The sequence below is a fragment of the Exiguobacterium sp. s26 genome, from assembly GCF_018618235.1.
In the GTDB taxonomy this organism is placed as follows: Bacteria; Bacillota; Bacilli; order Exiguobacteriales; family Exiguobacteriaceae; genus Exiguobacterium; species Exiguobacterium chiriqhucha.
On sequence record NZ_JACSLS010000005.1, the window covers coordinates 68810 to 86674 of the forward strand.

Genomic DNA, 17865 nt, shown 5'->3' on the forward strand with positions numbered 1-17865 from the left:
GAACCGATGAAAACGGGAAACGGTATGTATGGACGGTCACCGCCTCCGAACAGGAAGGGGAATCAATCATGTACCGAGCCCACATCGCCAAACGCCATGAACCGATCCACACCGCGGCCTCGTTGGACCAGTTGGTCCCGAAAGACCATCTCGTCCGCAAGATCGACCGCCATGTCGACTTCTCCATCGTCCATCGTCTGTGCGCACCACTCTATTCGAACACCGGGCAGCCCGGCATCGATCCGGAGATCCTCATCAAAATCATCCTCCTCGGCCCTTTGTTCAACATCCGATCCGTCCGCCAAACCATCAAAGAAATCGAGACAAACCTGGCGTACCGATGGTTCCTCGGGCTCGGAATGGACGAGAAAGTCCCTGACCATTCGACGATCAGCCAAGCCTACCGGCGACGGTTCGCCGGGACGGACGTCTTTCAACAAATTTTTGACGACATCATCCATCAGGCGGAGGCGCATAACCTCGTCTCGGGACGGATCCTCCTCACGGATTCGACACATATCCGGGCGAACGCCAGCAAGAAGAAGTTCGACAAGACCGAGGTCGACGCGGTCGTCACTGCGGTCGAGGATGAACTGTTGGCGCGCGTGAACGAGGATCGGTCCGCGCACGGAAAAAAGCGCTAGAGCCCGCCGAGCCCGGCGAACCTAAAAAGAAGGTGAGCAAGGTGAGCCGTACCGATCCCGAGGCGGGCTACATGTATCGGACCCGGAAGCCGGAAGGCTTCTTTTGGCTCGTCCACCGAACGGTCGACGCAAAGTATAACTTCATCGTCGATGCCTACGTCACGCCGGGGAACGTGCAGGACAGCAGCGTCTATCTGGAGCGTCTGGACTACATTCTTCAGCATTTCGCCTTCCCGCTCGAGGCGGTGGCGCTCGACGCGGGCTATTTCTCAACGGAGATCGCCAAGTCGCTCGTCACTCGCGGCATCTATAGCGTCATCTCGAGACGCCGCTTCGGCGGCAAGAAAGGGAAGTTCCGAAAGTCCAAATTCACCTACCTCCCAGATGAGGACGCCTATCGCTGCCCGGCCCGCCAAATCCTCCGTTACAGCACGACGACCCGCCAAGGATACCGCCAATACGTGTCCGACCCGAAAGTCTGTCAAGACTGCCCGCTCCTCGAAAAATGCATGGAGAACGAGACGAACCGTCGGATCATAACGCGCCATTTGGACGAGCCATTCCTCGAAGCGGTGAACAGGAATCGATTGACCGCATCCGGTCAATACCTATACCGTCTCCGGCCACAGACGGTGGAGCGCTCGTTCGCCGACGCGAAGGAGCTTCATGGGCTCCGCTTCACGTTCTACCGGGGCCGTGAGGCGGTCCAGCGCGCCAACCTGGTGGCAGCCACCGCACAAAACATGAAGAAGCTGGCCAACCTGTTGGCCTGGAGAGACCGTATACATACCATTTTTTCAATCTTGTGCCGGGCAGAGCGCCTCAAGCTCATCGAACCTAAAAAAAGACGAACCAATTCGCGAAAAGCGAATTGGTTCGTCAACAGCCTGAATCCCCGCCCATCATTGGGCGGGGATTATTTTTGTCAGTTGAGCAATGCGAGCGCGCGGCCAATCAACTCATGCCGCGACGGTGACGTCTCACGTAACGCGTGCAACCGTTCCGTCAACGCCTGTCGAAGCGCATCAGACTCGACGAGCTCCAAACATTCGATGTGGAGCAACCAAGCATCGGGATGATCGGTAAGAATCGTCGGCACGAGCTCATCAATCGACTCGCCTTGCTCCCGCATATTGCGGACCTGATTGAACATCGGGTCATCGTTCGTCCATACTCGGGCGTCACGTTCAATCTGGACCGGCTTCTCCAAGATGACGAGTTCTTCAATCTCGGTACCCGGGAAAATCGACGGCAGCGTATCTTGTCTCACTTCGAGTGTCTCCAGTTTAATCTGTCGTCCTTCGATGGTGACGACGACGTCTTCGAGATGCAACGCCTCTGTCGTCTCGCTGACGACTTGACCGTCTAACCGAATGTCCGCTGTCGCCAACACGTCTTGAAGCGGTCCATCGAGCACGAGCAGGCCATGATTATGCAAGTTCGTCAATTGACCGTGATTGACGTTCACACAGTCGTCCCATTGGATGAGGGCACGTGCCCCAGAGCGTGTCACGTGACGAATCACACCGACGCGATCCGTCCCGTCTTCTAGTCGGATGGTCGATTGACTGCCCGACGCGAGCGCCTTCTCGAGCGAAGCGATCCCACCTTGGTTGACCGCCATCCGTGACTCGAGTTCGTCTAGCGCGTCCTTCAACGCTTCAAAGTCTGGAATGACGAATAACTCGCGTTGCATATTCGTCACGTCTTGTTTCGTCTCAAGGGCGTGCTCCAAATTGAATGGATGCTTCGTGACGGCGTCTGTCAAACAGTGACGGCTCTCTCCGACCGAAGATAACAGGCCTGCCCCGTAGATGAGCGGATTGTCTACATCACCGATGAGGCCAAACTCGACCGTCCACCAAAAGATGCGGGCGACTTGTTGTGCTTCAGAGAAGCCGGTCACTTGGGCTTTGGCCGCATGAACTGCCGCTTCCGCGGCTGCAATCTCCTCGTCCGTCGAGTTCGCATTCTCCTTCACGACGGTCAATCGTTTAAGTGCTGCGAACGAGGCATGTTCTTCTCGATTCATGAATGCCCTCGCCCCGAGCTGACCGAACCGCTTCACAATCTGTGAAAATTCAGGATCCATCAACATTGGTGCATGGCCGGCCGCCTCGTGGATGATATCCGGTGCCGGACTGTACAAAATATTCTCGACTTTTCGGATATCGGTCGCGACCGGCAACATCCCGTTGCCTTGGAAATCAAAGAAAGCGACGCCTGGAATGAGACCATCGACTGCGACCGTCGACCAACCGGCCGACCGCATCTCTTCGGTCATCTGTTCGACGTTCGGGAGACGCTCCGGTCCCATCCCCGTCTTTTTCAACCCTTCGATGTAGAACGGGTGGGCCTTCCCTTCAAGCGTGTGCAAGTTCAGTCGTAAGACGAAGCGCCAGACAGCATGATCGGTCGGCGTGTACTCGTCGTAGAACTGTGGCGAAATATGAGGGGCCAAATGGCGTGGAATGATTTGTGTGAGCATGATGTTTCCTCCTTTAGTTGACTGAACGTAAAAAAATCCCTATCGATTCACTCGATAGGGACGACGATGCCGCGGTACCACCCTGATTACTAGACGGACGTCTAGTCACTCTACTCCGATAACGGGGGACCGCTCAACACGTGAGAGCTCGCGAACTGTAATTCGATTCATCCTATGGGCGTGTTCACAGCACCACACGCTCTCTGGGCCAGGGAAGATGTCTCTACTTCGGTTCGGTCATCGCTTTTATACTGTTATACAGTTATGCTTCTATGCATATTCGCTTTTAAGCACTAAAGTATCTTGTTGCTAGTAACGATAACAGACGATTTGGACGCCGTCAACAAAAAACAGTCCGCATCTGCAGACTGTCACAAACACCAATCGATTTCAGGTTGACCCCACTCACTCAACTTCGCATTCACTTGCGAGAACGGCTTCGATCCGAAAAAGCCGCGATGCGACGAGAGCGGACTCGGGTGGACCGAGGTCAAGACGGCGTGTTGCGGGCCAATAAATTTCTGTTTCTTCTTCGCGTCGTTCCCCCATAAGATGAACACGAGCGGATCTTCCCGCTGCCCAAGTCGCTCGATGATGGAGTCGGTGAACTGCTCCCATCCCTGTCCCCGATGCGAACCGGCTTTGCCTGCTTCGACCGTGAGCGCGGTGTTGAGCAGCAACACGCCTTGACGGGCCCATGCTTCTAAATTCCCGCTGGTCGGCACGGGACAGCCGATATCGTCATGCAATTCTTGAAAGATATTTCGAAGCGACGGTGGGAAACGTACACCGTCTTGGACTGAGAAACTCAGTCCATGCGCTTGGTTTGGCCCATGGTATGGATCTTGTCCGAGAATGACGCATTTGACGTCCTTGAACTTCGTATAGACGAACGCATTCCAAATGTCTTCTCGGGCCGGATATACGGTCGATGACGCATACGCCTCATCAACGAACGCTTTCAAGTTAGTAAAATAAGGCTCGGCCATCTCGGATGCGATGATGTCGCTCCAATCCCCGAGCAGGCGATCTGATAACTGTTCTCCCATGTGTTTCTCCCCTTTCCGTCTTATCATACCCGAATCGATGGCACACAAAAAGGCGAGCCCGATTGGACTCGCCCTTGATCATTATACTGTGACCGCGCCTGCGACTTCTTTCGCAAGTGCTTCGGCTTTCGCTTTTGCGTCAGCAACGATTTCTTCGATTTTGTCTGGGTATTGGTTCATGCCTTCAACTGGAAGTGTCGTCACTTCTGTCACGCCTACGAATGCGAGTGCTTGACGAAGGTATGCGTCTGCGAAGTTGAGGTCTGTACCTGTGTAGATTCCACCCGTACCTTGGATGTGGATCGCTTGTTTGTTCTCGAGAAGGCCGACTGGGCCTTGTTCTGTATAACGGAACGTTTTACCAGCAGTCAATACGCTGTCGAGGAACATTTTCATGCGAGCTGGGAAGAAGAAGTTCCACATCGGTGTTGCGAACACGTACATGTCAGCTTCCATGAATTTCTCAAGCATGCCGTTCATCGTCGCGACTTTAGCCGCTTCGACGTCAGTGAGGGCTTCGCCTGAAGCGAATTTGCCCCATGCGCTGAGGACGTCGCCGTCGATTTCTTGAACATCGACATCGTATAATTCGATTGCTTCGACTTCGAGTGACGCATTCTCATTCGTGAGTGTCGTCATGAACGTTTCTGCGACTTGTTTGCTGTATGACAATTCTGTTGGTTTCGGGTTAGCCGATACGTATAATACCTTTTTCATAAATGGGTTCCTCCATAAGTGTGATCTCTATTTTGTAACAACAGTTAGAACTATATCATCTGTATATCTCGCAGTCAATTAGTTTAACTTCAAGATAAATAGTCAAAAAAAACAGGCAGGCGTCATTTGCCTGCCGCGTTATAACCGACTCGTTTCAATAAATCGATTAACTGTTCAGTCTCTTGGTCGCTAAGGGGACCATAGATGTCTTTAAAAATCTCGATGTGCTCTGGATAGACGACGTCCATCAAGCGCTTGCCTTCCTCTGTCAACGAGGCGTATGTAACGCGTCGGTCAGACGGACAAGCCACACGCTCGATTAAGCCACGTTTTTCAAGCTTATCAATCACGTACGTGACGCTTCCGCTCGTAATCAAAATTTGGTCTCCGATTTGCTGGAGCGGGGTATCCCCTCGTTTATACAAGACGGATAAAACACCGAACTCTGTTGAATTCAATTGGTGGCGTCGTAAATCGTCCTTCACACGGTCACTGATTGCGTCCATCGCTCGTGCCAAGACGATCCATGCCTTCAATTCGAGTGATTCAATCATGTCGGTTTCACCTCAATTCGTTCATCATTTACCTTTAGTATAGCAGGACATGAGCAGTATACGGTGGGAAAAACGCTTCGTCAAGAAACTTCTTCGTTGTCGCCCCTGTCTGAAACGTATAGAATGGAATTATTGCGATTTTTAGAAAGGGTGGACGGTATGCGTGAGTATTACGAGATATCATTGACGATTAAACAAGCCTATTTGAGTACGGTCATCGAGTTGTTGAACCGGGAAGGGATCGCCCCAGACTATGCGCTCGAAAAAGAAGGCGCGGTCTTTTTACTATTCAACCACTTGCCATGGCCGAACGTCACGCGCGAACCCCATGCGGTCGAACGCTTCTTATTGACGTTGTCGCGTGAGGACTATTTGTTCGTCAAAACGAAACGTAAGTCCCCCGTCCCGGACCATGAGCCGGTCGCCTGCATGGGTGCATTCGACTCGCCGTTCCATGAACATTTGAAAATTGAACTCGCCGTCGACGAATCAGATGCAAGCCACCTCGATATGTCGGCATTCCGCCATTATTAAACAACACGTCTGTGTTGTTTTTTTATGACTAGTCTCGCCACAGGACGGGAATAGATGACAATATCTGAATGTGAAAAGGGGAATGTGCTTTGATGGATACAGTCATGTTAATCGTCAACCCGTCGTCCGGGAAAGAGTTAGGGAAAGAACACGCCGCGGCCGCGGAGGAAGTCTTGCGAGAGCGTTACGGCAACGTCGATGTCCGGTTCACGGAGAAAGCAGACGATGCCACACATTTTGCGAAAGAAGCGGCATCGAAACAATATAAAGCTGTCATCGCGATGGGTGGCGACGGGACGCTGAACGAGGCCGTAACGGGGCTCGCCGAAGCGGATCATCGTCCTGATTTCGGCATCATCCCGCTCGGTACCGTCAACGATCTCGCACGCGCGCTCGGCGTCCCGAGCGACCCCGCAAATGCCATCGAGGCACTCAAGACGGCGCAACCGACACCGATGGATATCGGCAAATACGAGAATGGCTACTTCATGAACGTCATCGCGATCGGCCTCATCGCCGAGGCTGTCGACGAGGTCAGTGTCGAGGAGAAAACAAAATGGGGCCCGTTCGCCTACTTGATTGAAGGAATCAAAGCGTTCCGTGAGCATAGTCCATACGCCTTGTCGGTCCAAGCCGAAGAGCACACGTTCGATGGAGACGCCTATTTGGTCGTCATCGCCCTCACGAACTCGGTCGGCGGGTTTGAAAACTTTGAACCGGACGCCGAACTGAACGACGGGTTACTTCACGTCTATCTGTTTGAGAACCTCGGCTTTAAAGACGCCATCCAACTCGCACCGGCCCTCTTCACCGGCAAGTTGAAAGAGACGGACAGCGTCACGTCGTTCACGACGAAACGGGTCCATGTCGACTCGCCAGAATCACTTCCGGTCAATGCCGACGGAGATACGGGCGGTAAACTCCCGCTCACGTTCGAAGTGCTTCCGAGCCACCTCAACGTCTTGAAGCCGATTCAGTAAAAAGGGGACTTTTCAGTTCGAGGGCAAAGAAGAATGCCTGAAAGGAGGGGAACTCGATGCCCATCTCGCTCGTCCCATTGCGAGAAGCGTCCGACGCCATCGTCGCGACGTTCAATCGTTGGAATAACGATCCCGCCATCGTCCATTTGATTCGTCCGGCCCGATCCGAAGCCGAACTCGTCGCGGAACACCAAATGACGGTCGCAGACTTGACGGAACGTCTGGACACGCACGATATTTTCTTGATTTACGACGATGATCGGCTCATCGGCGAGGTGAACTTCATCTATGACGCCCCGCACTTGTATGACAAAGAACGCGGCAGCGCTTGGCTTGGTCTGGTCATCGGTGAACAGACAGGTCGCGGGAAAGGCGTCGGCACCGCAGCCCTCACGTTACTGGCAGATCGACTTCGTGCCCAAGGTGTGCCACGCATCGAGCTCGGTGTGTTCGGATTCAATGAAGCGGCGCATCGCCTCTATCAAAAGCTCGGTTATCACGAAATTGCCCGTATCGAAGCGTTCACGTACTGGGACGGTCAATTTTGGCCGGATATCCGGATGGAAAAACGATTGGATTGAATAAGGCCTTCCTCGCATCGAGGAAGGCCTTTCGTCAGTTATTTAAATTCTCGACTTCGACGACGCGGAACCCTTTTTGTTCGAGTTTGGCGACAATCTTGTCTTTTGTCTTCTCGTCACAGTCCGGCGGCAACGTGATTAACACGCGACGCAACACCTTGCTCTTGGCGTCAAGCGTCATGAGGCTGGCGATTGATGAATATTTGCTGATGACTTTCGTGATTTTCTCGAGCGCCCCTGCCTGCTCACTGAGTGCAATCGTGACGACATAGCTCCCCGTGTCACGGCTCCATGCCTCTTCGAGCATGCCGAGCATCTTCCCGTGTGGCAAAATCCCGTAAAATTCGTTGCTCTCGTCTTTCAAGACCGCGATATACGGAAGTTCTTTGATTGAGAAGAAGACTTTGAAAAAGCCGTCTGACTCGTGAACGTACTTTTGCGTGTTCTTGATGAGTTCCATAACGTTATCGTCTAGGCTCGCCCCACTCATCCCGTGGCGATAAATATGCATTTTATAAATATTACCGCGGAAAAACGTTCCCGTCTCATCGAGCACAGGGACACAACGGTAGCCTGTCTTTTCGAGCGTGTCGAGCGCTTCGCGCAATGTCGCCTTTTCACTGATTGTGACGACATCTTTCTTCGGAATGCATAAGCTATGCACTAACATGCGGTTTTCCTCCTAGCCAAATTGAAAGTGGTCTACACCCTATTCATTACTATTCCCCAAATACGATTGAAATCCTGCCATCAATTTTCAAAACTTATTCCGGTCTGGATGCGACCTCGGGATTTGTCGTAACGCCAAAAAGTCGTTATAGTGAAACTATCCAAACAGACAAAGGGGATTGAACGACTATGACGATGAAAAAAGCTTTAACAATCGCTGGCTCGGACACGAGTGGCGGTGCAGGCATCCAAGCTGACTTGAAAACGATGGAAGAGCTAGGTGTTTACGGCATGACCGCCCTCACGGTCATCGTGGCTCAAGATCCGCATAATGCGTGGCATCACGAAGTGTTCCCAATCGACACGACGTTGATTGAGAAACAGATTGATACGGTCCTCGCTGGGATTGGTGTCGATGCCGTCAAGACAGGGATGCTCCCGACTCCAGAGATTATCGAACTCGCTGCCCGTAAAATTAAAGAGTACGGCATCCAAAACGCGGTCGTCGACCCAGTCATGGCATGTAAAGGTGCCGACGAGATTCTCAACCCGGACGTCGCGGTCGCGATGCGCAAGCACCTCGTACCGGTCGCTAAAATCATCACACCAAACTTGTTCGAGGCGCGTATGCTCGCTGGCCTCGATCAAACACCTTCAACGATGGAAGAAATCAAAGAGGCTGCTCGCTTGATCCATGAACTCGGCGCTGAAATCGTCATCGTCAAAGTCGGTGGCAAGCTCGGCTTCGACACAGCATTTGACGTGCTTTACGACGGCAACGAGTATCGCCTCCTCGAGAGCGAAAAAATCGACCCTGCCTTCACACACGGCGGCGGCTGCACGTTCTCGTCAGCGATCGCGGCTTCACTCGCGAACGGTCACTCGGTCGATGAAGCCATCGAAATCGGAAAAGAGTTCATCACGGAAGCGGTCCGTCACTCGTTCCGCCTCAACCAATATGTTGGGCCAACGAACCATACCGGTTACCGCAAAAAACTAGCAACACAATCATAACGGGTGGCCCGGGACGCATGTCTCGGGTCATCGTTTCCATTGGAGGGAACCGCGTGAAATCAATTCAACCTACAACCATCCAGACTTATTTGGACGCGCATGTATCCATGCCGCTCTATGTCCATGTCGAGACGACGAACGGGGCGTATGCGACGCATAACGACCCTGATTTTCATAACGCCGGTATGTTTATCCGCAACGTCGTCATCGAATATAGCATCGGCCAAATCAAGGGCGATGGACCATACCGGGTCGGCTTGAAGCTCGATCATGGTTGGCTTTACGTCGAAGGTTTGACCGACTACGAACAGCACGGAGACCAGCTCCTGCTCGCCGGCCATGACCGCCTCGGACGCCTCGCCTGCGCCTTACACTTAGACATCAAACCGCTCCCACAAGGAGCCTCGGAGGTGGAAAGCCAATGAATGGACCATTACTCGTTATTTTTCCGCATCCCGATGATGAAGCGTTCAGCTCGGCCGGGACGATTATCCAACACCATAAACACGGATTCCCGGTCACGTACGTCTGTCTGACGCTCGGTGAGATGGGCCGCAATATGGGCTCGCCGATTTTCACGACGCGTGAAGAGTTGCCGAAAATTCGTAAACATGAGCTCGAGGAAGCGTGTGCCGTCATGGGCATCGACGACCTCCGCATGTGGGGACTTCGCGACAAGACCGTCGAATTCGAAGACGAAGCGGAACTCGCGGCACGTTTCAGCGCCTTAATCGAGGAAGTACAGCCGACACGCGTCATCTCCTTCTATCCGGGTTACGCCGTCCACCCCGATCACGAGGCGACGGCACGTGCGGTCGTCCGAGCGTTGCAAGACATCGATGCCTCGAAGCGTCCTGAATTTTTAGGAGTCGCGTTCGACCATCGCACCGACGCCGAACTCGGAAACCCGCACGTCGTCATCGAAGTCGGTCAAGAGAGCGCGGCGAAGCGTGAAGCGTTGCTCGCCCACCGTTCACAGACGGAAGGCCTGTTACGCGCCATCGACAACGCAGAAAACGCCCACGTCATGGAGTTACTCCAACGTGAGCGCTTCTATCACTATCCGTTCTCATGATTCATAGGCAAGGCGTGTCACGTACAATAATGTACCGACAGCTCCTAAGCCGATTAACGTTCCCAATACGACAACGATATGTTCCATGTTCTCACCTCTACTTGGTTATACGAACTTGATGGATCATTGGTTTCAAAGCGCATGTGCTGACATGCGCTTTTTTCTTAGAAGTACAAGAAGTAAATCACAGCCGCCAACACGATGCGATAAATCGCGAACGGCGTCAACTTCACTTTGTTGATCAACTTCAAGAAGAACTTAATCGACAAGAGCGCAAACAAGAACGCGCTAATGAATCCGACAACGAAGACCGGGAGGGTCGCCATCGTAAAGTACTCCCATTTGCTGTAGAGCGACAGTGCACTAGCACCGAACATGATCGGTACGGCCATAATGAACGTGAAGTCCGCTGCGGCCCGGTGACTCATCCCTAAGAGGACGCCCCCTGAGATGGTCGACCCTGATCGTGAAAAACCTGGCCAGAGCGAGAAACATTGAATCAAGCCGACACCGAGCGCTTGTTTATACGAAATCTCATCGAGCGTGGCCGTCGTTTGACGCTTCACGCCTGACAAGTCCGCTACAATCATGAAGAATGCCCCGATGACGAGCCCAATCAAGACGGTCTTGATGGAGAACAAGTTCTCATCGATGTAGTCTTCAAACAACAGTCCAAGCACGCCTGCCGGGAGCAGCCCGATGAAGATATGTAGCAAGTTCAGTTTCTTTGTCGGCCCGCTGCTACGAATCGCGAGCAACTCCTTCGGATTCAATAACTCTTTAAACCGATTTCGAAATACGACGATGACCGCTAAAATCGAACCGAGCTGAATTACGATCTTAAATGTGTTCGCCACCTCTTGACCGAGGAAGCTACTCGAGTTGAGCCACAGGTCGTCCACGAGGATCATATGTCCCGTTGACGATACCGGAGCAAACTCGGTCAGTCCTTCGACGACGCCTAACAAAAAGCCAATAAATAATTCATACCATTCCATTGTTTATCTCCTACTCCAGTATTGTTTCTTATCATACACAACTTTAACCTCACCCGCCCTAGGTCTTAAGGCGTAAAAAAGAGGAAGCTCATGAAGCATCCTCTCTCCGCGCTATGACCGTGACAATCGCTTGATGCAGACAAACGATGATCCCGATGAACAAAAAGGCGGCAAAAAGCGTCATACCTGCCCCGGCGGCGAACAACAGACCGAACAGGATGATCCCGCCATGCAACAACATCGAGACGGACGATTCCGTCGTCGCCCTGATTCCGGATGGGACCCGATGATGCAACACACCGAGATAGAGCGGTTCAACAATACCGATGAGACAGGCCATTCCGACCATAATCACGAGACCAATCGGCCCCGGATAGAGCCCGAGAACGACAAAACCAACGCCGATTCCCCAACCGATCCAGCGTAGCCAACACTCGGCCGTGGCGAAGCGTAGCAGCATCGGTGCGACCAACTGTCCCGGTATTTGGATGAGCAGCAGGATCGTTGACATCGTCCCGAACCAATAAATCGGAAGCTCGACGTCGCGCGCATACAGTTGCCAGAACTCATCGATAAAATTGAACGCACTAATGGTCACGACAAACAACGACGTCACGATGAACACGCGACGATGTTGCCGGATAAAGCGGAAACCAGACCCGATATCTGCCCACGTCAAGCGCTCGTCCGACACGACTCGTCTCGGTTCGACAAGGCCAAAACTACATGCTGTCGCGATGAACAAACTGACAATCGACAGCACGTAGTTCAGCTCGAACGGGAAGCGTGTCGCCAGCAGACTACCACTGATGGCAGCGAGAACGGCTGCGACGATTCCAATGACATTCAATCGACCGATCGTGCGTTCAAACGTTCCCGCCTTCCCGTCCTGTTCGAGCGTCTCATACAACAACGCGTTCTCGGCCCCGCTCCGAAACGCCGCCCCAATGCCCGACAAGGCGATGGCGACAGCAAACCCGACAAACGAGAACGACAACAGTAGAACGATAAACGATAGACATTCCAACCCGACCCCGATCTGCATCAGACGCCGCCGCTCGAATCGGTCGGCAAGGACACCCGTCGGCACTTCAAGCAACACGACGAGGACGGCATAAAGCATCTCGAGATAGACGACCTCTTGAATCGTGATCGTCCGCGACTCCCAAAACAGACGTTCAATCGTATAGGCTGGGATGAGCGCATCGAACCAACGCATCCAGCCGAGCAACACAACGTTTCGACCGACTTAACTAGGTGAACGTGCTCGTTTCATCATACATCTCCTCCTTATTTGTCTATTCCCGCTAACACAAAAAAAGCCACGGAAAAATTCCGTGGCCTGCACATTATTTAAGCAGATTGAGCATCTCGCGATTGAACGCCGGGATGTCATCCGGTTGTCGGCTCGTGACGAGCTGTTCTTGGCAGACGACGACTTCTTTGTCCGCATACTTCGCTCCAGCGTATTCCATGTCGACTTTAATCGACTTGTAGCCGGTCGCATCGCGGCCTTCGAGCGTCTTCGCCGTAATCAACAGCTGTGGTCCATGGCAGATGGCGAATACCGGCTTTTTCGCGTCCATGAACGCCTTGGCGAACTGGACGAAACGGTCATCTTCGCGTAACAAGTCAGGTGAGAATCCGCCCGGTAAGAGCAGTGCGTCAAAGTCTTCTGGTGAGACGTCGTCGATGGCTTTGTCGATTGTGACCTTCGACTCCCCTTGTTTGCCTTCGACTGTATTCCCAGCTTTCTTTTCAATCGTGACAACTTCGTGCCCCGCTTCCACCAATGCGTCGCGTGGACCCGTGAACTCTACGTCTTCAAACATGTCTGTGATTAGCGTTGCTACTTTTGCCATATTGAAACACTCCCTCATTATTTTTATGCACATAGGGAGTGTTCCACACCTAACCGGAGCATAAACATTCAGCGAAACTTGGAGACGTACGGATTCGAGCGTTCAAAGAAACGATACGGATAGTCACGCGCTTCGCCCGTGTTAGGAATGCCGATGCGCGGACCGGCCTCGATGTCTGGAATGACGTCCCCTTCGACGATATAGAGCGGTTCATGTTGGAGCGAATGCCCATACAGGTCCATCGTGATCCCGAGCGCTTTCGTCAGCTTGCCGGGACCGTTCGTCTGATCGAACCGTTTGATGCCAGGACGATTCATGTCGATGATGGCCTGTCCTTCAATCGGCTCGATGGCTCGGATGAGGACGGCTTCCGGCGTGCCGACCGGACCGCTCACGACGTTCAAGAGCGTATGCGTGTGCATCTGATACGTATAGACGTGTCCCGGCAATCCGAACATGACCTCGGTCCGATTCGTCCGTCTGCCCCCGAAGCTATGGGCCGCCCGATCGATGGCACCTAGATAGGCCTCCGTCTCAACGATTTTGCCGACAATCTGACCGTCGAGATGATTGTGGACGAGATAATGACCGAGTAGTGACCGGGCGAGTTCGAGCGTCGGTTGCTCGTAAAATGATGGATCGAGTCGTTTCATCGTCATCCCTCCTTAGGTTTATTTTCTCAAATGAAGACGGGGTGACACAAAGAAGATGCCTTTTCTGATCAAAGGGGTTTCATGATTGGAATCGAATGATATGACATACGAGAAAGTGAGGCGAAACAAGGTGGGGTATCTATTAGAGTTAAGACAGACAGTCGGGAACAGACCATTAATCTCTGTCGGGGCGACCATCCTCGTGTTGAATGAATACGGGGAGCTGTTGTTCCAACACCGGTCCGATACGAATGATTGGGGATTGCCCGGGGGATCGATGGAGTTGAATGAGACGTTAGAAGAAGTGGCCGCTCGTGAATTGAATGAAGAGACTGGTCTTGAAACCAATCAATTTGAACTCGTCGGTGTTTGTTCGGGACCGAAGTTTTACTTCAAGTATCCGAACGGGGACGAGACGCATAGTGTCATCAATCTTTTCCATGCGAAGCGCGTGCAAGGGACACTGGCCATGAACGACGGAGAAAGTCTGGACTTGCAGTATTTCTCAAGAGCTGACTTGCCATCGGACATCGAATCGAGGGCGCAAGCGCTCATCGACCAGTTCGGGGACACGCTATGGGAACTCGAGAGTTCTTTTGCCTAAGACATTCAAAAACCATCCAGGACAGCTAATTGTCCTGGATGGTTTTTAAGTGATTCGATTAAGAAGCGATTCGCATCGTCTCACGTTGCTTTCCCAACTTCACGTATCCGAGAATAATCGAGAAAATCGGGCTGAGCCAGAGGAAGAAGGCGAATGGTGCGTATTCAAGTACCGGTACCCCGAGCGTGGCAGCGAAGAATGCACCCGACACGCCCCATGGGATGAGCGGGTTGATGACCGTCCCGCCGTCTTCGAGGGCACGTGACAAGTAGCGTGGATCGATGCCGCGATCGATGAACCCTTGCTTGAACGCCTGACCTGGGAGCAAGATTGACAAGTACTGTTCGCCAGCGAGCAAGTTGACCCCAATCGAGCTGAGGACGACCGACAACACCGAGCTGCCTGGCGACTTCAACCGTTCGAGCAACGCATCGACGATCGCTTGGAACACGCCGAGTTCACGGAGCAAGCCACCGAACGCGAGCGCAATCAAGACGAGACTGACCGACCAGAGCATCGACTCGAGTCCGCCACGATCGAGCACAGCTGCAATCGTCTCGTTCTCGACGCTTGACTTGAACCCGGCCTGCATGACACCGAACCAGTTTGTGACGTTCCAGTTGCCTTGGACGAATCCTGCCGTCAACACCCCGGCGAACATCCCGACGAGCATCGTCGGCAAGACCGGCATGCGACGGAACGCGAGCACCGCGACGAGAACCGGCGCGAGCAGCGTCAACCAAGACAAGTTGAACCGTCCGGCAAGTGCCGCCTGCGCTTCCGCGATTTGCGCCGTATCGGCCGCTTGACCGTTCCGACCAAGAATTGCGAATAACACAAATGTAATCAAGATGGCCGGTACGGTCGTCCCCATCATAAAGCGGATATGGTCGAACAGTTTGACACCAGCCACGGCTGGTGCGAAGTTCGTCGTATCCGACAGCGGGCTCATCTTGTCACCGAAGAGTGCACCCGAGACGATGGCCCCGGCTGCGAGCGCCGGAGAGATCCCGAGCGCCATCCCGATTCCGAACAAGGCGACCCCGACCGTACCGACTGTCGTGAAGGCACTGCCCGTGAACGACGAGACGATCATCGTGATGAGCAGGACGCTCGGCAAGAACCATTGTGCTGAAATTGTATCTAAACCGATGGAGAGGATCGTCGCCACGGTGCCAGACATTTGCCATACGCCAATCAACATCCCGATGAGCAGTAAAATCAAGACCGGCATGATGGCTTCACGGATCCCGCTAATCATCGCCGCTTCGATTCGTTTGAAATCACGCGTCCGATAATACGCGTAACCCCCTATTAATACCATTGTGCCAAAGATCGCCATATGTGGCGTCGCTTTGGCCAAAAACATCAGTGCGAGCAGGGAAATCCCGCTCATCAGCACGACGAATACAGCCTCTTTTCCTTTCATCTGCATCGACGTCCCCTCCTTTCAGTTCCATTATTTTCTACCTAACCGCTTAAACGCTTTTATGCGCGAAAGTGTTTCAGTGATGTTCTTTACTATACCTGCTTCTCTTTTCCCTGTCAAACGTCTTTTTATGGTAAAGTAAACGCTCGAGGGTGACCTCCGGAGTTCGTAACCTCCTCCGACATCAAAACTAGCGAAAAAGGAAGTGTGCACGTTGCAACACGAAAAAGCATTGGTCGTCTTTAGCGGCGGTCAAGATTCAACCACCTGTCTATTTTGGGCAAAACAACAATTCTCTCATGTGGAAGCGGTGACGTTCGCCTACGGGCAACGCCATGACGCGGAAATCGAGGTCGCAAAAGAAATTGCGGCCGAACTCGATGTCCCGCACCACATCCTCGATTTGTCCTTACTCGGACAACTCACCTCTAACGCGTTGACGAGACATGATCTCGACATCGACAATGCGGACGTCCCAAACACGTTCGTCGATGGACGCAATCACTTATTCTTATCCTTTGCGGCCGTCATGGCCAAACAGCTCGGTATGCATCACATCGTCACCGGCGTGTGTGAGACCGACTTCTCAGGTTATCCGGATTGCCGGGACCAATTCGTCAAGTCCTTGAACGTGACGCTCAACTTGGCGATGGACTATCCGTTCGTCATCGACACGCCGCTCATGTGGCTCGATAAAAAGCAGACGTGGGAACTCGCGGATCAGCTCGGTGCGTTCGATTTCGTCAAAGAACGGACGCTCACGTGCTATAACGGCATCCTCGGATCAGGTTGTGGCGAATGCCCGGCTTGCGTGCTCCGTCAAAACGGCCTTGTCGCTTATGAGGAGGTACGCGTATGAAGAACGCTCCATTCCTCGCCCCGACGAGTGTCAAAGCCAAACAGGACGGCTCGCTCATCTATTGTCCGCACCGCGTCCAAATCGTCAAAGAAGTGACGTTCGACGCCGCCCATCACTTGTTCGATTACGACGGCAAGTGCCGCGCGCTACACGGACATACGTATAAATTGCAAATGGGCATCAGCGGTTTTCTCGATAACCGTGGCATGACGCTCGACTTTGGTGATTTAAAAGCCATTTTTAAAGAAGAACTCGAACCATACCTCGACCATCGTTATTTGAATGAGTCGTTACCTTATATGAATACGACTGCCGAAAACATGTGCTACTGGATTTTCGAACAGCTCGCCAAGCACTTGCCTGACGAGCGCGACGTCCGCGTCGAATTCGTCAAACTGTACGAGACGCCGACCTCGTACGCCGAGTTCCGCCGCGAATGGTTGGTGGACTGATGAAAATCCCTGTCCTCGAAGTGTTCGGCCCGACGTTTCAAGGGGAAGGCCGCGCCATCGGGCAAAAGACGATGTTCGTCCGGACCGCCGGTTGCGATTATCGCTGTTCATGGTGCGACTCTGCCTTCACATGGGACGGCTCGGAGAAACCCGACATGCTCACAGCCGACGAAATCATCGAACGTCTCGACGCGCTCGGTGTGTACGACTACGTCACCATTTCGGGCGGTAACCCGCTCCTCATCGCCGCGATGAAAGAGCTCGTAGCGAAATTGAAGGCGCGTGACGTCAAGCTTGCCGTCGAGACGCAAGGCAGCCGCTATCAGGACTGGCTGTCTGACATCGACGACGTGACGCTCAGCCCGAAACCACCTTCTTCCGGCATGACGACCGACTGGGAGAAACTCGACGCCATCGTCGAACGACTGCGCCCCGAACAGATGACGTTCAAAGTCGCCGTCTTCGATGAGCTCGACCTCGCCTATGCGAAATCGGTCCAGACGCGCTATACGCCGGACGTCATGTACTTATCGGCCGGCAATCCTGAGCCTGGTGCGGACGGTGACATCACCGACGCCCAGCTTCGTCGCTTGAAACAACTATGGGAGGACGTCGCCCGTGATCCGTCATGGCAAAGCGTCCGTGTCCTGCCGCAACTGCACACATTACTGTACGCCAACGAACGTGGCGTCTAAGGAGAATA

20 protein-coding genes, 1 pseudogene and 1 other annotated feature are annotated in these 17865 nt (G+C 53.2%); of the genes and pseudogenes, 11 read left to right on the forward strand and 10 right to left on the reverse strand.

The window, feature by feature from the left end; genetic code table 11:
* Positions 1-68: 68 nt before the first annotated feature.
* Positions 69-1414: pseudogene (locus KNP82_RS09465) on the forward strand (IS1182 family transposase); the annotation flags it as partial.
* A 155-nt stretch (positions 1415-1569) separates the two neighbouring features.
* Here KNP82_RS09465 and KNP82_RS09470 read toward each other — a convergent pair.
* The 4 genes from KNP82_RS09470 to KNP82_RS09485 form a co-directional block, all read right to left on the reverse strand.
* A complete protein-coding gene (locus KNP82_RS09470) occupies positions 1570-3132 on the reverse strand; it encodes an aromatic amino acid hydroxylase (protein ID WP_214756383.1) in 1563 nt (520 codons plus the stop codon).
* Between the two features lie 53 nt (positions 3133-3185).
* Positions 3186-3382: a binding site (T-box leader), on the reverse strand.
* A 121-nt stretch (positions 3383-3503) separates the two neighbouring features.
* On the reverse strand, positions 3504-4181 hold the full coding sequence (locus tag KNP82_RS09475; protein ID WP_214827699.1) for a uracil-DNA glycosylase: 678 nt from the start codon (positions 4179-4181) through the stop codon (positions 3504-3506).
* Between the two features lie 81 nt (positions 4182-4262).
* The gene (locus tag KNP82_RS09480; protein ID WP_029596264.1) at positions 4263-4898 is read right to left on the reverse strand and encodes an FMN-dependent NADH-azoreductase; all 636 of its coding nucleotides are present in this window, start codon (positions 4896-4898) and stop codon (positions 4263-4265) included.
* A gap of 122 nt (positions 4899-5020) precedes the next feature.
* Positions 5021-5452 (reverse strand): MarR family winged helix-turn-helix transcriptional regulator, encoded by a 432-nt coding sequence (locus tag KNP82_RS09485; protein WP_021068116.1) that lies wholly within the window; start codon positions 5450-5452, stop codon positions 5021-5023.
* A 159-nt stretch (positions 5453-5611) separates the two neighbouring features.
* On the opposite strand from KNP82_RS09485, the gene KNP82_RS09490 reads away from it, so the two are divergent.
* From KNP82_RS09490 to KNP82_RS09500, 3 genes are all read left to right on the forward strand, one after another.
* Complete coding sequence (locus tag KNP82_RS09490) at positions 5612-5986, forward strand: hypothetical protein (RefSeq protein WP_021068115.1); 375 nt, start codon at positions 5612-5614, stop codon at positions 5984-5986.
* Between the two features lie 92 nt (positions 5987-6078).
* Positions 6079-6966, forward strand: a complete 888-nt coding sequence (locus KNP82_RS09495) for a diacylglycerol/lipid kinase family protein (RefSeq protein WP_214827701.1) — start codon at positions 6079-6081, stop codon at positions 6964-6966.
* Positions 6967-7022: 56 nt separating this feature from the next.
* Positions 7023-7547 (forward strand): GNAT family N-acetyltransferase, encoded by a 525-nt coding sequence (locus KNP82_RS09500; protein WP_214756388.1) that lies wholly within the window; start codon positions 7023-7025, stop codon positions 7545-7547.
* Positions 7548-7581: 34 nt separating this feature from the next.
* Here the strand turns inward: KNP82_RS09500 and cbpA are convergent, their stop codons facing one another.
* The gene (gene cbpA, locus KNP82_RS09505) at positions 7582-8217 is read right to left on the reverse strand and encodes a cyclic di-AMP binding protein CbpA (protein WP_021068112.1); all 636 of its coding nucleotides are present in this window, start codon (positions 8215-8217) and stop codon (positions 7582-7584) included.
* Between the two features lie 188 nt (positions 8218-8405).
* On the opposite strand from cbpA, the gene pdxK reads away from it, so the two are divergent.
* The 3 genes from pdxK to bshB2 are packed head-to-tail and all read left to right on the forward strand — an operon-like array spanning position 8406 to position 10305.
* Entirely contained in the window at positions 8406-9230 is an 825-nt protein-coding gene (gene pdxK, locus KNP82_RS09510) for a pyridoxine/pyridoxal/pyridoxamine kinase (RefSeq protein WP_214827703.1), read from the forward strand.
* Between the two features lie 53 nt (positions 9231-9283).
* The gene (locus KNP82_RS09515) at positions 9284-9655 is read left to right on the forward strand and encodes a YojF family protein (RefSeq protein WP_029596267.1); all 372 of its coding nucleotides are present in this window, start codon (positions 9284-9286) and stop codon (positions 9653-9655) included.
* Positions 9652-10305, forward strand: coding sequence for a bacillithiol biosynthesis deacetylase BshB2 (bshB2, locus tag KNP82_RS09520; RefSeq protein WP_029596268.1), 654 nt, complete (start codon positions 9652-9654; stop codon positions 10303-10305). Before KNP82_RS09515 ends, bshB2 begins: the two co-directional genes overlap by 4 nt.
* A 164-nt stretch (positions 10306-10469) precedes the next feature.
* Here the strand turns inward: bshB2 and KNP82_RS09525 are convergent, their stop codons facing one another.
* The 4 genes from KNP82_RS09525 to KNP82_RS09540 all read right to left on the reverse strand — a co-directional run bounded on the left by KNP82_RS09525 (position 10470) and on the right by KNP82_RS09540 (position 13824).
* Positions 10470-11303 carry an undecaprenyl-diphosphate phosphatase gene (locus KNP82_RS09525; protein ID WP_131471616.1) on the reverse strand — a complete coding sequence of 278 codons (834 nt, stop codon included), beginning with the start codon at positions 11301-11303 and terminating at the stop codon, positions 10470-10472.
* Between the two features lie 88 nt (positions 11304-11391).
* The gene (locus tag KNP82_RS09530) at positions 11392-12522 is read right to left on the reverse strand and encodes an MFS transporter (RefSeq protein WP_131471618.1); all 1131 of its coding nucleotides are present in this window, start codon (positions 12520-12522) and stop codon (positions 11392-11394) included.
* 130 nt (positions 12523-12652) lie between these two features.
* Positions 12653-13165 (reverse strand): type 1 glutamine amidotransferase domain-containing protein, encoded by a 513-nt coding sequence (locus tag KNP82_RS09535; RefSeq protein WP_029596270.1) that lies wholly within the window; start codon positions 13163-13165, stop codon positions 12653-12655.
* A gap of 68 nt (positions 13166-13233) precedes the next feature.
* Complete coding sequence (locus KNP82_RS09540) at positions 13234-13824, reverse strand: DNA-3-methyladenine glycosylase (protein WP_058765462.1); 591 nt, start codon at positions 13822-13824, stop codon at positions 13234-13236.
* 79 nt (positions 13825-13903) lie between these two features.
* Here KNP82_RS09540 and KNP82_RS09545 point away from each other — a divergent pair, with 79 nt between their 5' ends.
* Positions 13904-14422, forward strand: coding sequence for an NUDIX hydrolase (locus tag KNP82_RS09545; RefSeq protein ID WP_470295372.1), 519 nt, complete (start codon positions 13904-13906; stop codon positions 14420-14422).
* A 58-nt stretch (positions 14423-14480) separates the two neighbouring features.
* Here the strand turns inward: KNP82_RS09545 and nhaC are convergent, their stop codons facing one another.
* Complete coding sequence (gene nhaC / locus KNP82_RS09550) at positions 14481-15857, reverse strand: Na+/H+ antiporter NhaC (protein WP_214827706.1); 1377 nt, start codon at positions 15855-15857, stop codon at positions 14481-14483.
* A gap of 208 nt (positions 15858-16065) precedes the next feature.
* Between nhaC and queC the strand changes: the two genes are divergently transcribed.
* Genes queC through queE form a run of 3 tightly spaced genes read left to right on the forward strand, consistent with a single transcriptional unit; the run spans position 16066 to position 17857 of the window.
* Positions 16066-16710 (forward strand): 7-cyano-7-deazaguanine synthase QueC, encoded by a 645-nt coding sequence (gene queC / locus KNP82_RS09555; protein WP_214827709.1) that lies wholly within the window; start codon positions 16066-16068, stop codon positions 16708-16710.
* A complete protein-coding gene (gene queD / locus KNP82_RS09560; protein ID WP_214827712.1) occupies positions 16707-17162 on the forward strand; it encodes a 6-carboxytetrahydropterin synthase QueD in 456 nt (151 codons plus the stop codon). The genes queC and queD overlap by 4 nt, the downstream gene beginning before the upstream one ends.
* The gene (queE, locus tag KNP82_RS09565) at positions 17162-17857 is read left to right on the forward strand and encodes a 7-carboxy-7-deazaguanine synthase QueE (RefSeq protein ID WP_251128705.1); all 696 of its coding nucleotides are present in this window, start codon (positions 17162-17164) and stop codon (positions 17855-17857) included. Before queD ends, queE begins: the two co-directional genes overlap by 1 nt.
* Positions 17858-17865: the final 8 nt, after the last annotated feature.